General features: G+C 50.1%; 7 protein-coding genes. All 7 read right to left on the reverse strand.

Annotated elements, in window-relative coordinates; genetic code table 11:
* Window positions 1-257 precede the first annotated feature (257 nt).
* Window positions 258-4,022, reverse strand: coding sequence for a phosphoribosylformylglycinamidine synthase (locus tag ACR0QT_RS03590; protein ID WP_432629528.1), 3,765 nt, complete (start codon window positions 4,020-4,022; stop codon window positions 258-260).
* Window positions 4,023-4,462: 440 nt separating this feature from the next.
* A complete protein-coding gene (locus tag ACR0QT_RS03595) occupies window positions 4,463-5,047 on the reverse strand; it encodes a sigma-70 domain-containing protein (RefSeq protein WP_432629529.1) in 585 nt (194 codons plus the stop codon).
* 149 nt (window positions 5,048-5,196) lie between these two features.
* Complete coding sequence (locus ACR0QT_RS03600; protein WP_432629530.1) at window positions 5,197-5,676, reverse strand: S-ribosylhomocysteine lyase; 480 nt, start codon at window positions 5,674-5,676, stop codon at window positions 5,197-5,199.
* Window positions 5,677-5,897: 221 nt separating this feature from the next.
* The gene (locus ACR0QT_RS03605; RefSeq protein ID WP_432629531.1) at window positions 5,898-8,246 is read right to left on the reverse strand and encodes a transglutaminase-like domain-containing protein; all 2,349 of its coding nucleotides are present in this window, start codon (window positions 8,244-8,246) and stop codon (window positions 5,898-5,900) included.
* A gap of 102 nt (window positions 8,247-8,348) precedes the next feature.
* Window positions 8,349-9,515 carry a DUF58 domain-containing protein gene (locus ACR0QT_RS03610; protein ID WP_432629532.1) on the reverse strand — a complete coding sequence of 389 codons (1,167 nt, stop codon included), beginning with the start codon at window positions 9,513-9,515 and terminating at the stop codon, window positions 8,349-8,351.
* Window positions 9,508-10,461: an AAA family ATPase gene (locus tag ACR0QT_RS03615; protein WP_432629533.1), complete on the reverse strand. Its 954-nt coding sequence runs from the start codon at window positions 10,459-10,461 to the stop codon at window positions 9,508-9,510. Before ACR0QT_RS03615 ends, ACR0QT_RS03610 begins: the two co-directional genes overlap by 8 nt.
* Complete coding sequence (locus ACR0QT_RS03620; RefSeq protein WP_432629534.1) at window positions 10,458-15,002, reverse strand: leucine-rich repeat protein; 4,545 nt, start codon at window positions 15,000-15,002, stop codon at window positions 10,458-10,460. The genes ACR0QT_RS03615 and ACR0QT_RS03620 overlap by 4 nt, the downstream gene beginning before the upstream one ends.
* Between the last annotated feature and the right edge of the window lies 1 nt (window position 15,003).

A 15,003-nucleotide genomic window follows, 5' to 3' on the forward strand; every position in this document is an offset into this window, starting at 1 on the left:
CTGTTCTTTCTCGGACTTATCCCGGCACATATTCGGCTCGTATTCGGTTCGTATTCGGCATATGATCCGCGCATCATCCGCACATGTTCGACCCGCAACCCACCAACAAACAAGAAATCTTTCCATAATCAAAGACACTCCCATGACGGGGATTTGCCCATCATGAGAGTGTCTTTTACATTCGCAAACTCATGCCAACACGCGGATCTGCCTGCAGATGCACTCTGTTTACTCGTTATAGATCTTATCCTTCTCTCTTACTTGAAGTACTTCACACCGGACTCGAAAATCTTCATATCCTGCTCGCCGTAAATGTTGATTGCCACGGAATCGCCACGGCGCTCGGAGTGTGCCATCTTGCCGAGGATTCTTCCATCCGGGCTTGTGATACCCTCGATTGCCATGTAGGAACCGTTCGGATTCCAGAACTCGTTCATCGTCGGCTGACCCTGATCGTCCACGTACTGGGTGGCTACCTGTCCATTTTCAAACAGCTTCTTGATCCATGCCTCGTTTGCGACGAAACGTCCCTCGCCGTGAGATGCCGGATTGCAGTAAACACCGCCGAGCTCTGCGCCTGCGAGCCACGGGGACTTGTTCGTCACAACCTTCGTGTAAACCATCTTGGAGATATGGCGACCGATCGTGTTCATTGCCAGAGTCGGGGAATCTGCATGCTGTTCCACGATCTTGCCCTCCGGAACAAGTCCGAGCTTGATCAGTGCCTGGAAACCGTTACAGATACCGAGCATCAGACCGTCGCGCTCATTCAACAGCTTCTCGATCTCCTCCTTAATAACGGCATTGCGGAATACGGTTGCAAAGAACTTTGCACTTCCCTCCGGCTCATCACCTGCGGAGAAACCGCCCGGGAACATCACGATCTGTGCCTTTGCGATGTCCTTCTTGTATGCCTCAACAGAATCGCGGATATCCTCTGCAGAGAGGTTCTTGAAGACGCGGGTGATCACCTTTGCACCTGCGCGCTCAAATGCCTTCGTGCTGTCGTACTCACAGTTCGTACCCGGGAATACCGGAATGAAGACGGTCGGCTGTGCGATCTTGTGTGCGCATACATAGATCTGGTCTGCGTTGTAGAGCTTCTCCTCGACTTTCGTCTGCTTTACGCCGGACTCGGTCGGGAAGACATCCTCAAGCGGTTTTGTCCAGTCTGCAATCGCGTCCTCGATGGAGATCGAAACCGGGCCATACTCGAAGACTGCACGGTCAGTCACCTCACCGATCACGGTGTAACCGATCTCAAGCTCGCCAACCTTGCCATCGGCAACCTCGCAGACGATATTGCCCCAACCTGCTGAGAAGAAATCTCTCGGGTCAACGTTGTGCTCGATCTTCACGCCGAGCTTGTTACCGAATGCCATCTTGCTGACTGCCTCTGCGAGACCATTTCTCTCAACTGCATATGCGGAGAGGATTCTGCCTGCACGGATGTCTCTTGTCAGCTTTGCATAACCGTCCATCATCTGACTATAAACCGGAAGATCGTTCTCATCGCGCTCAATCTTGAAGACTACGATCTTACTTCCCGGCTTCTTGAACTCCGGAGTGATGATGTTTCCAGAATGATCCACATCAACTGCAAAGGAGACGAGGGTCGGCGGAACGTTGATCTCACCGTGATGCTCATCGTTGAAGGTTCCGGACATACTGTCCTTTCCGCCGATCGACGGAAGTCCGAATCCAAGCTGTGCGCTGTAAGCACCGAGCAGAGCGGAGAACGGAGCGCCCCAACGGGTCGGATCTTCGGTCATGCGCTTGAAATACTCCTGGAAGGTGAAACGAATCTTCGTGTAGTCACCGCCGTTTGCAACGATCTTTGCAACAGAATCGACAACTGCGTAGATTGCGCCGTGGTATGGGCTCCAGCTTGACAGGTACGGATCAAATCCATAGCTCATCATTGTCACGGTATCGGTCTTTCCTTTCAGAACCGGGAGTTTTGCAACCATTGCCTGCGTCTCGGTCAGCTGATACTTTCCGCCATACGGCATGAAGACGGAACCTGCTCCGATCGAACCGTCGAACATCTCGACAAGTCCCTTCTGGGAACATACGTTGAGGTCAGACAGCACGTTCATCCATTTCTCTTTTACATCACCGACTTCTGCTCTTGCAAACAGGCTGTCCTTCTTCTGCGGAGTCTCAAGCACAACGCTTGCCTCCTGGTGAGCGCCGTTCGTGTCAAGGAAAGCACGGCTGATATCAACGATCGTCTTCCCTCTCCAGCGCATCACAAGGCGCGGGCTCTCGGTCACAACTGCAACCGGAACTGCCTCGAGGTTCTCCTCCTGTGCATAGCCGAGGAACTCCTCCACATGCTCCTTGTCAAGCACAACTGCCATACGCTCCTGAGACTCGGAGATTGCGATCTCGGTTCCATCAAGACCTGCGTACTTCTTCGGAACCTTATCCAGATCGATCTCAAGTCCCTCTGCCAGCTCACCGATTGCAACAGAGACACCGCCGGCACCGAAGTCGTTACACTTGCGGATGATACTGCTGACCTCCGGACGGCGGAACAGACGCTGGATCTTTCTCTCGGTCGGTGCATTACCTTTCTGAACCTCTGCACCGCAGACCTCAATCGAAGCCTCGGTATGTACCTTGGAAGAACCGGTTGCACCACCGATACCATCACGTCCGGTACGTCCACCGAGCAGAACAATGATGTTGCCCGGATCGGAAGTCAGACGCTTCACATCCTTTCTCGGAGCAGCACCCATAACCGCACCGATCTCCATGCGCTTTGCCACATAGTTCGGATGATAAATCTCTTTTACATAGCCGGTTGCAAGACCGATCTGGTTTCCATAAGAGCTGTAACCGCTTGCAGCGCCGGTCACGAGCTTTCTCTGCGGGAGCTTGCCCTTTAAGGTCTCAGACAGCGGGCGGGTCGGATCTGCGGCACCGGTCACACGCATTGCCTGATAAACATAGGTACGTCCGGAAAGCGGATCACGGATTGCACCGCCCAGACAGGTTGCGGCACCACCGAACGGCTCAATCTCAGTCGGATGGTTGTGCGTCTCATTCTTGAAGTTTACGAGCCACTCCTCGGTCACACCGTCGATCGTCACCGGAACGACAATGCTACATGCATTGATCTCATCAGAAACCTCGAGATCCTTGAGCTTGCCCTCTGCGCGCAGTTTCTTCATTGCAAGAAGTGCCAGATCCATCAGGCAGACAAACTTGTCATCGCGACCCTTGTAGATCACCTCGCGGTCTGCAAGGTACTGCTTGTAAGTGCCCTCGATCGCATCCTTGTAATCGCCACCCTCGATCGTCACATCCTTGAGCTCAGTCGAGAATGTCGTGTGACGGCAGTGATCAGACCAGTAGGTATCGAGCACACGGATCTCGGTCACGGTCGGGTTGCGGTGCTCCTCCCCTGCATAATACTTCTGAATATGCTGAAAATCTTTAAATGTCATTGCAAGATTCAGGGAATCATATAAGCTCTTTAACTCATCCTCACCAAACTCGGTAAATCCGTCAAACGAAGCGACATCTGCCGGGGTATCAAACACGGTCACAAGAGTCTCCGGCTTCTTTGCGGATGCCTCTCTCGAATCCACCGGGTTGATACAAAAGCTCTTGACTGACGCCTTCTGCTCCTCGGTCAGCGTTCCGGACAGCACATAAGTTGTAGCGGTGCGGATCACCGGCTCCTCGGTCTCCTTTAAGAGTTTCACACACTGCTCCGCAGAATCTGCTCTCTGGTCAAACTGTCCCGGCAGGAATTCCACAGAGAAAATCGTGTCGTCCTCCGCATGCGGGAACGTCTCCTCATACACGAAATCCACCGGTGGCTCGGAAAAAATCGTCACCAGTGCTTGACGGTACGTCTCCTCAGACAGGTTCTCAACATCGTAGCGCACCAGCACTCTCACACCAGTCACTGTCTCAATTCCAAGATAACTGCTGATCTCCTCGCGAAGCTCGCCTGCCTTGACTGCAAACTCCGGCTTCTTTTCTACATACACTCGTCTAACGCTCATAAGTACCTCCCGTGGAAATTTATCTGGATGGATTCTCATCTGTTTCCATGATTCTCATACCTTGTTTTGTGAACCGTAACTCAGAAAAAATAATTTTTCCCAAGTTATCGCCTTACTCTCACTTATAAACAATAATACCATAAGATATATTATAAATAAAATTAATATATCTTATGGTATTTATTAATATTACTAATTTATTTATTCTTTGAATAAGGACGTAACATTTTTATAATCATTTATCAAAATACAGATTACAAGTCAAGTCGTCACGTTTGGGCTCCGGAGACAGGAAAGTCCTGCAAACCCGTGCGAGACGTCGGTGCTTAGGCTGTGTCTTTTACAGCCTTATGCACCGCTACGCCGAGCCCGGAGCGAGAGCGCGTTTGAAGGACTTTACCTGCCGTAGGAGCCCCTCTCTCATCCACGCCCTCTTACATTTACATATTCTCGTTTTCGTCCTCAGCCTCATCCTCGGTCATCGCCGGCATCTGGCTCACATTGACTGCATCGAGCGCAAGTTTCATAATATCGCGGATCTCATCCTCAGTCATCTTCATCTTCTCCGCAAGCTCGGAAAGCGTCGCCTCACGACCAAGCTCTTTGAGCAGAACCTGAGATACCGTCTGAAGCACGTTGACACGAGCTGCAAGCTCCTCCCCGACTTCTTTCTCATCCTTCTGCTCTTCCACAATCGCATCGAGTGCCGGACGAATGGAAGCATTCAAAAATGCCTCAAAATCTGCCGGAACCTTGCAATCGCCATCTCCTGCGCCCGTCATCTCTGCAAGCGCCGTCAGAAGTGCCATATTTGCCTCCTGAATCAGATCGCCCATCAGAACGCCCTGACCGTCATACTCCTTTGCAAGCTCCACAAGCTGTCCGAGACTTCCCTCGACAAGGCGCTCGCGCGCAGAATCATCTCCCTGCGCGATCTTTTTTAAGAGCTGATCCTGCTCTTCCTTTGTACACGGGCGGATCGCCTCAATCTCTTCCAAATACATCTGATAAATATCGTCGTGCATGTTACTCTACTCTCTCCATTATTTCTTACTTCTTATTTCTTGTTTCATTTATTTTGTCATATCTGACTCTTGTGAACTTTTGCATCTCGAAGATGTCGCTATCTCAAAGAATTAATAATTATAAATTGTAATTCTTATTTTTCCAACATTTACTCCGGATAAACGAGTCTGGACTCATCAATGTTATCAAGAACCTCCTCGAGATAACGCTTTGCCCAGTACTTTGCCATCGACAAATTCATATCGAGATAGTTTCCGCAATCCTTTGCGCATGCACCCGGAATCTCTCCCTCATAATTTGCGATGAAACTAAACAGCTCTCTCATCAGCGGTACGATGTCCGTGGAATCGTAGTCGCCTCCAAGAAGCAGATAAAATCCCGTCCGGCATCCCATCGGTCCGAAGTAGAGCACCTTGTCCTTGATCGGCTCATGGTTGCGCAGAAACGTTGCTGCGAGATGCTCAATCGCATGAACCTCAGCCGTATTCATCACCGGCTCGTAGTTCGGTCTTGTCATTCGGATATCAAACGTCGTGACAACCGACTCGCCCACCTTATCTTTGCGGGACACATAGACACCCGGAAGCAATTTTAAATGATCAATCGTAAAGCTCGTAATCTTTTCCATCTTAATTTTTCCTCCAATAAATCCTACTCTAACTCAAATTTTACTCTAACTTCTACTCTAACTTCTACGCTAACTCCTACTCTTACTGAAAATCTTGAAAATCCAAAAAATCCCAAATTCTAAATTCTAAAAAGTTTTGTCGACTATCATTGACTATCATTGATTATCATTGATTATCATTGATTATCATTAACTATTATTAACAATTCTTTTATCACCTGTCAACAATTCTTTCCAAACATCAAGAATCGAAGTCGAAGTCTCTGGTGCAGACTGAGATTTTTCTTTCCTCTGCGAATCTGGATCAGGAAATTCCAGAGCAGTCTCCTCTCATCCGCTTCCAGAGAACTTCCACCGTAAAAGTACTTTTCCATCAAATCATTGATCTTCAAATAAACTCCGGCGGGTACATCCAAAAAAATCTCATGAACCAACTGCTCGGTCTGTGTCTTATTCCATCCCGGTTGCATATCAATCCCGCAGACCCATAGATTCTCCTGAATCCGGTCAAACAAAAACTCTGTCACCTGATCGTTGTTCGGCTTGTCGATGCAATGATAAATCCGGTATTCATACCAGGCTCTCCGAATTTCCAGAAGAATCCAGATAATCTCAATCAGGAAAAGAAGAATCAGGAAAATACCCCAAACAGTATCCTGCAATCTGCTCTCCTCCTGCGGATTTTCGCCACTCTTTCCGCCGTCCTCCGTTCCTCTCTTTAGGGTTTCCTCAGCCTGGTCTCCCGTATCCTCAAGCGCCGCCGTTTTCTTAATCTTCTGTGGCATCTCAGACAGCTGAAGAAGCGTATAAGTGTCATAATAGAAACCAGGTGTCACATCCACCGGAAGCCAGCCCATTCCATCCGCATAGACCTCCACCCAGGCATGCGTATTCTGTGCGGTCAGCGTAATTCCATTTGTCGCATCCCAATCCTGCTCCTCATCCTGATTTCCATCCAGATAATAGCCCTCTGCGTAGCGGGCGGGAATCCCAAAACTCCGAAAGGCAAGGACTCCGGCCGACGCATAAAATGCCGAATTTCCAGACTGTTTTCCCTCGAGGAAACGAAGCAGAGGATCTTCCCCGGCAAAGTTTTCCTGAGGAGTCGGATGGTATCTGGTACTGCGCTTTAATTTTGTCCGAATACGCTGAGTCACCTCATAAATGCTCTCGTTCTGCGCGCTCTCCTCCCCGTCTGAATGAAAGAGCTCGTTCATCTTTGCATTCATCTCACTGTTTATATCCAGATAATGTTCATATACAAAATCTCGATATACCGACTCCGCTTCCAGATACTGTCTCTGTTCATCCGTGACTGGAGCATAGACCCACGAGTCGAGACGCTGAAGTTCTCCCGGCATGTTTTTCGAATACTCCGCAAACTCATAGGATCTGCTTCCAAAAAACTTTTTTGAGATATATCCGCTGTCCTGCCGGCTCGCAATCTTATCCCCGCTCGGCTTTTCTGCTGAATACGGAGTATAAACATACTTGCGGTTTGCACCCTCATTTCGGACAGAAACAACGTTTTTCTCAATCTCCGTCTCATCCGGATCATTCGCAACAAGGTGATCTCCCGCCTGCTGATACGCCACATACTGAGCATTCGGATCGACTCCCTGTTCGTTCATCCACCGCAGAAAACCACGGCGTTCCCCGGCATAAATGTTGTTTTTGAGTGATTTCCACTGACCATTCCGATACACTGCCCCGGTAAATCCCTGAAAATACATATTTTTTATGTGATCTGTCTTGATACGGAGAGTCACCTTCGTTCCGTCCTCCATCTCGCAGGCGCGAAGAAGATCGCCCTCCGGAAGGGTATCTCTTCCATAACGGAACTGTGCCATGCTCTGCCAGATCTCCTGCTCAAAAAGTCGGATTCCCTCGCTCTTTCCTCCCGGTGACAGAAAATAAATGGCAAACAATCCCGCCCACACCACTGTAAAACAGATCATTCTGCGCAGTCTTGAACCCGCCTGAAGGAAAAACAGCCAAACACCCACAGCAAACAGCAACAGACAGATACTTCCGCGCGCTGAGGATTGCTCGAGAATGATTCCCGGTGCAAAATAAAAGACAACAAGACCAAAAAGCGGAATCAGTTTTCCCTTGCTCAACAAATAGCCGTTTCCCGCAATACAGAGAAGAAGAAATACCAGACAAAACGCGGTCAAATTCTCCTGCGTTGTGACAAACGAGCCCAGATAGGAGAGATTGTCGCTGTATTTTTCATTCCAAAATGAAATCATCACATTGAGATAATCTCTGATTCCCGCCAAAACCCGATCCCAACCGGCAAGAAAGCCCAGCACGATTGCTCCTCCAATCGGAGGCACCAAAACCACTTTTTCTCTCTCTGAAAAGAACCTCAGACATAGGGTCTCAGAGAGAACGGCGACAATCGCAATCTCCATGGAAAAACGATAAAATTCCGTTGAAAATGAAACTATACGGAACCAGGACAACAAAAGACCGATTGCCAGAAACAGACCTAACACCGTATAGCTGAATAAATCTGCATAATTTTTCCATCTCTGTTGTCTGTCCTGCCTCTTTTCCTTCTTCATCAGCTGTCCTTCTCCTAACCAAAACTCTTTCTAACCCAATTCCAGTTCACTTCTAATCCCAATTCAATTCCATTCCAATTTACTTCTGACACAAGCTCAATTCTAAATCACCACGCGGAATGTGTTCTTGATCAGTTCTTCCGTGGAAACTTCCATCAGCACTCTTCTGCCCTGCTGAGATACGCGGATCGCGCCCTCATCCTGAACACAGATTGCCGTGATGTCCAGATTCTCAGGCAAGTGGAAAAATGCCTCCGGACAGGTACCTGCGGTCACATAGATCACCCTGCGGAATGTTCTCTGCATGTTTTCTGCCTCAAACCACAAGAGTCCCGAACCGCTTTTCTCCGGAATCACCAGATACATCCACGCGTCGAGCATTTTTTCGTACTCTCTCTCATCCGAAACCTGACGGATCAGGACCTGTCCGTTGACCGGAAGTCCCGCGTCAAAAAAGAAACCGGATTCCTGCAATTTTCCACAGATTCCCGCCGTCAGAGAGAACGCAAAGCTCAGTGCCTCAGAGGAAACTCTCTCTCTCTCATCCGAACGCCCGATGTCAAGAAGAATCAGTGTATCATGGCGGGTCGGATCACTCGCCTCCTTCACCATCATCACCCCGAGTTTTCCGGTCAGCTTCCAGTGAATCGAACGGAAATCATCCCCAACGTGATACTCTCTCAGATCAAAGACCTCACTCGCATCTTTTCCCTTCTTCGATGCCATCTGCGTTCCATCGAGACTGTCTCCTGCCGGAGTTCCCTGCTTTATAATCTCGACCGGACACTGCGCCGGATACAGCAGGATCTGACATTCTTCTGCCGAGGGAACAGGTGCACAGTTGAGACCAAATAAATCATAACATCTGGCATTTTTAAAACGGATTCGGATTCTGCCACACAGATTCGTCTCAATCGGAAGCGTCAGCGAAATGGACTTTGCAGAGAGATTCATTCGAATCGGTACAATCTTAGTCTCTCCGATCATCAGATTCTCACATTCCAGACTTCCCTCAAGAATGCCCGCTGAAAGCAATCGGCGACTGTCCGCACGAATTTCCATCTGAAGCGGTTTTCCCGCCCTCCACTTTGCGGAGGTGCGGATCGAAACCTGAATCTCAGGCGCCTCCATGCGAATCAACAGCCAGAGCACCACAAACCACAGAATCTCAAGAAGAAAAATTCCAAATACAAACCACTCTCTCTGCCACAGAAACAGTGCCAATGTCGCTTCCGCTACCAGCGCATAGACACCCCGGATCTTAGCCATGATTCCACCTCTTCGGAGCGGACGGTGGTTTCACCTGCATCAAAATCTTCTGAAGCACATCCCTCTCCGTCACACCTTCAACTCTCGCCTGCGGTTTGAGAATCAGACGATGCGCGCAGACATCCTCAAACGTCGCCTGAACATCCTCAGGAATCACATAACTGCGCTCCTCGAGCATCGCATGTGCCCTCGCCATCTGCGTCAGTGCGAGCACACCTCGCGGACTCACGCCAAGATCTACCATTGCATCCTGTCTCGTTGCCTCACACAGATGAATCAGATAATACAGAACCTCATCGCTCATCGTCATCGACGAGAGGTAATTCTGAATATCCACGATATTCTCTGCCCCGGAAACCACCTGAATGTCATCCAGCGGATTCGTATATTTTCTCGTTCTTAAAATCTTCAACTGATCCTCATCCGACGGATAACCGATCGAGAGACGCACCATGAAACGGTCCATCTGGGACTCCGGAAGTGCCTGTGTTCCGGATGCTCCGATCGGGTTCTGCGTCGCAATGCAGATAAACGGATTCGGAAGCAGGTGTGTCACACCGTCCACCGTCACACTCCGCTCCTCCATCGCCTCGAGCAGAGCCGACTGTGTCTTCGGAGAGGTTCGGTTGATCTCATCCGCAAGAAGAAGATTGCAGTTTGTCGCACCGCTCCGATACTCAAACTTTCCTGTCTGTGTGTTGTACATGGTAAATCCCGTGATGTCTGACGGAAGGGTATCTGTCGTAAACTGAATTCGTCTGTAATCCAGACCGAGTGCTCTCGAGAACGCCAGCGCAAGCGTCGTCTTTCCCACTCCCGGACAATCCTCAAGAAGAATATGACCTCCCGCATAGATGGTTGTCAGTACCCGGCGGATGGTATCATCCTTTCCGATAAAAACTTTTTTTACCTCATGAATGATATGCTCCGACTGTTCCAATATCATGATTGCGATTCCCCCTCTGTCTCTTCTGTCTTTTCTGTCTCTCTTATTTTTTCTGTCGTCTCTCTCGTCTCTTTATCCTGTGCAGTCTTCGCGTCCTCTTCAGAATCCTCGACTTCCTGCCCTGCTTTTTCATCCTCCAAATCGGAGCTTATATCCGAATTGCTGTCATCGGCATCCTCACCAACCTCGTTATCATCTCCATCCTGACCGTCTTCGATGTCCGAATCTCCGGTCTCATCCGCCGTGTCATCCGTCGACTCATCGGAGTTATTGTCCGAGTTATTATCCGAGTTATTGCCCGATTCATGATCCGATTTTCCATCAGATCCGTCATCTTTTGTCTCCCCGGATTTATCATCCGACTTATCATCCGATTTGCCATCCGATTTATCGTCAGACTTGTCATCGGACTCGTCACCCGGTGTCTCCCCGTCATCCGCATCGGAATCCGGCGATTCGGCATTTCCATCTTCCGCATCCTTATCTTCATCCTTCGATGACGAAGAGTCGGACTTATCGGAGTCCTTGATCTCATCGGTATCCTCAATCTCATCGGCCTTATCCGTCTTATCATCCTCACCGATCTCGTCGATGACCTCGTCCACTGCCTCTGTCGGATCACTCGGGTTGACCGGCTCCTCCTCAGTCGGATTTGCCGGAAGAATCTCCTCAATCAATTCATCCGGATTCTCAATCTCCTCCGTGCTGTCCGTGAGATAATCATCCGGGTTCGGAAGTACCCAGTCCGGCTCCTCCGGCGGATCGATTCCCATCATCTCGCTCAGCAGAACTTCCGTCTCATAGAGCTTCTGATCAACTTTCACATCCACATAGTCATCAAAGTACGCAGTGAATTCCGGCGTGTACTCGCCATCCTCTCCCCAGATCTCGCCAGGCCAGTCAAGCATGACATCCATCATCAGATTAAACGACATATCCTGTGCCATCTCCTCTTTGGAGAGATAGCCGAACATGCTCAACTTCCATTTATCGATATACTCCTGCTCACAGCCCTCTGCCGTCTCCTCGAGGGCGATCGTCACCTCTTGATCGTCATTTCCCTCCCAGCCAAACATATACTGACTGCCACGGCTGAATGTCACAAGCGTCGGCGCCTCCTCACTGGTAAATACAACCCGCTCCAGATTTTGGCACTGTAAAAACGCATACTGACCAAGCGTGCTGAGGGTGTGTGGGAAGCAGATTTCCTCAATCGATGTGTGCGCAAATGCCTGATCTCCAATCACAAGTGGCGTCTCATCGACCGGCTCATCCGGTTCCGCGTCAAAGCAAATCTCCGTGACTCCCGAACATCCGGCAAACGCATTTTCCTCAATTCTCCAGACCGCCGATGAGAACGCGATGCTTCCGGAAAGTCCGGAATTTCGGAACGCTCCCGGACCGACAAACCACAGTCCCCTTGAGGATTCCTCCGGGATCGTTAAATCTCCCTCACAGTTTTCGAGTGCATAGTATCCGATCTCTCGAAGAATCGTTCCTTCCGGAGCCACAATCTCTCCCGAAACATCGGTCGTTCCACCGATCAGGTAAGAGACATCCCCATCCATTCCATACAGAAAACGTCCGGTCTGATCGGAATCCACCAACTCGTAGGAAGTTCCCCACAGGTTGACCAGATACGGCATCCTACCGCCGGATACCTCGCAGTCGTTATTCACATAGCAGGAGGTGTAAATCATATTTTCTTCATCTTCCGCAAAATTCACCTTCAACGCGTCAAAGGTAACTGCTCGAATCGTCGGGAAGGCATTCTTTCCAACCTCGATCGTTTCCTTCGTCTTGCAGACCGCAATCTGAAGACTCTTGCACTGAACAAAGGCTTCTTTTCCGATCTTTTCAATCGTCTCCGGAAGTTCAATCGTCTCAAGCGACTCGCACGCTCCAAACGCACGAACACCAATCTCCTTCCAGACAATATCCTCGCCTGCCTCCGCGACAATGTCATCAAATGAAGTCAGATCCTCCGGTGCCTGAAGAAGAACGGCTCCGTCAGGCAGATTCAGATACGACAGACCGCTCTCCGTCTCCACCAAGTCAAACGGCTCATCCACAATCAGTCTATCTGCCTGCTCTTCTCCGAGAACCGGTCCCCAAGCTTCCAGGTAGGCATCTCGATTTCCCTCTGCGACCCGGACATGGAGCCCTCGCTCAAGCGCCGTCTCAATCTCGCCAAATGTGTCTTTCTCAATCTCCGGCGGAACCTCGGATGCAAAAAAGAGTTCCGTCAGGCTCTCTCCGCTCAGACTCTCCGACTCCAACTTCTGCAAACTCTCCGGTAAAAATACGCGGTCTATGTACTCCGAAACTTCAAATGCCTGCGAGGCAATGCTCTCCACTCCGTCCGGCACAAAATAGAGACCGGAATTTTCTTTGGAAACCTGATACAACGTCTTTCCGTCCTTCGAGAACAGTGCTCCGTCCCGGTAATCGTAATCGGGTTCTTCCTCTCCGCCCGTTGTCAGATGGTTTGTTCCAAGCTCTGATCCCCAGGCGAACAGATACCGCCCGTATGCACTTTCCGGAACAATCAGCGTCGCATTGTTCAGACAGCTCAGATCGATCTCCGGCGGAGTCGCAGACAGAAACGTCATCTCCTGAATCGAATTCTTGCTCGACAGAGACACGACCTCGATGTCCTTTGGAACCTCCACGCTCTCACACTCAAGCGGAATTCCGATGAGTTCCTTCTTCAGCTTGTCAAAAAGCATCCCGTCTTTCACCGTAAAATACCGGTTTTGCTCGGATACCTGATATTCTTTTTTTACTTCAAACGCAGGGCTGTCGATAAACTGGACGCTCTCCGGAATCCACGCAGTCTCCGCCACATCATCGGCAATGAAGAACAGATCCTGTTCCACGCCCTGAATTCCCTGTGGAATCTCAAAACGCTCCTGCCTAGATGGCCAGAATGTCAGCTTCTGCTCTAAAAAGAGACTTCCGGTTGTCCGATCCTCATTGATGTCAAACACTCCATAAAATCCGTCCGGCAGTGGGGTTCTCGAGAGCGGATAGAACACATATCTTCCCGGCTTGTCCACCCTGAAGTAGCTTCCTATATCCTCTCCGCCTTCAGTCAGAGACCACTGCGGAAACATCTCGGTCATCCAGTCCCCGACCGACTCCCAGTTTTCCACACCTGCAAGTTTCAATGTCTCATTCGGCAGATAGATTTCACTTCCCTCATCCGGATAAATCGTATCCACCACTTCCCGATTTCCGTTCTCGTCCGGCATTCCCATCATCACAATCTTGCTGTACTCGACCGGAAACGTGTAGGAGACCTCCTGCCACGGACAGTTTGCATTTCCGCGGAAATAAAAATTTACGGTCATATCCTTCGTCGCCGTCTCCGGAAACTCTCCGATGCGGAAATTGTCATTGTAGTCCGTCAGACGGTATCTCGTTCCTCCCACATCGACATAGGCGTAGAGCGAGCAGAGCAGTTTCCATTTTGTGAGAACCGCTCCCTGATAAAGCGTCTCCGCAGAACTATCAATGCTCGGAATCAGCACAAGTTTGGCATCCTGGGCGCGCTCATCCGAGATGATTCCCGAGTCCGGAAACGACGGGTAGATCGTTGAGTCTCCGCTCCACGACGGGTCTTTCGGGAGCTGCGGTTTCTCGGAATTGTCCGGATAGTCCGGATCGCTCAAATTGGAATCCTTTCCCTCTGTCGGATTGTTGCTCGGCGTATCCGGTGTGGGAGTTGGACTCGGGCTTGGTGTATCCGGGTTTGACGGATTCTGATTATCCGAATGATCCGGAACGGATGGATTGTCTCCACCATTTCCACTGTTTCCTCCGCCTCCATTGCTTCCACCGCCGGAAGATGGCGATCCATTTTCCTTCTCACTGTCGGTCTTTCCGCTCACAATTGATCCCGCCGTGTCAGGGGGATTCTGATTTTTTCCGTCTGTCAGACCACTCGTCACATTTCCAATCGAGACGTGTTCTGCCTGCTCCCCGTCATCCCCACCTGCGACAAGCATCATTGCTCCACTGTTTTCAAAATCAGAGAGACCTCCGCCAGAAGCGTTCGCATTTCCAGCCTCCGGCATCTGCTCAAGCAGAAGATTGCCGGCATCCCCAGCCTGCTTCTGTGATTCATCCATCGTGACACGCGGAGAGACGTCATTCATCTCCTGGCCCGTCTTCTCCTGCGCCTGCGGATCTTTCTCAAGCATCTCATTGTCGGAGGAGTCCTTCTCCGGCAGATTGTTCTTCGCATAGCGATCGCTGTCCGCAAAGGAGATCTGGTTTCCCCGAAGTTCCTGACGGCTCAAAAAATATTCCGGATGGAAAAGGGCTCCCGCCTGATACTCTTTCCAGAGAACGGCAGACCCTCCGGTGAAGAGCACGAGAGCAAGCGCACCTGCGACAACTCTTCCCCTCGGCATTTTTTTCTTCCATCCGTCTTTTTCCGTATTTTTTCCATCGATCTTCTCAATCTTCTTTTGTTCCGATTCGATCTCACTCGACGGTCCGTTTTCCTTTCTCTGACCGCTTTTCTCTTCTCTCATA

This window comes from Brotaphodocola sp. (assembly GCF_050873365.1).
Classification (GTDB): domain Bacteria; phylum Bacillota; class Clostridia; order Lachnospirales; family Lachnospiraceae; genus Brotaphodocola.

Coding starts and splice junctions, on each gene's coding strand:
- ACR0QT_RS03615 (WP_432629533.1), bottom strand. CDS start 10,461: ATGATATTGGAACAGTCGGAGCATATCATTCATGAGGTAAAAAAAGTT.
- ACR0QT_RS03620 (WP_432629534.1), bottom strand. CDS start 15,002: ATGAGAGAAGAGAAAAGCGGTCAGAGAAAGGAAAACGGACCGTCGAGT.
- ACR0QT_RS03605 (WP_432629531.1), bottom strand. CDS start 8,246: ATGAAGAAGGAAAAGAGGCAGGACAGACAACAGAGATGGAAAAATTAT.
- ACR0QT_RS03610 (WP_432629532.1), bottom strand. CDS start 9,515: ATGGCTAAGATCCGGGGTGTCTATGCGCTGGTAGCGGAAGCGACATTG.
- ACR0QT_RS03590 (WP_432629528.1), bottom strand. CDS start 4,022: ATGAGCGTTAGACGAGTGTATGTAGAAAAGAAGCCGGAGTTTGCAGTC.
- ACR0QT_RS03600 (WP_432629530.1), bottom strand. CDS start 5,676: ATGGAAAAGATTACGAGCTTTACGATTGATCATTTAAAATTGCTTCCG.
- ACR0QT_RS03595 (WP_432629529.1), bottom strand. CDS start 5,047: ATGCACGACGATATTTATCAGATGTATTTGGAAGAGATTGAGGCGATC.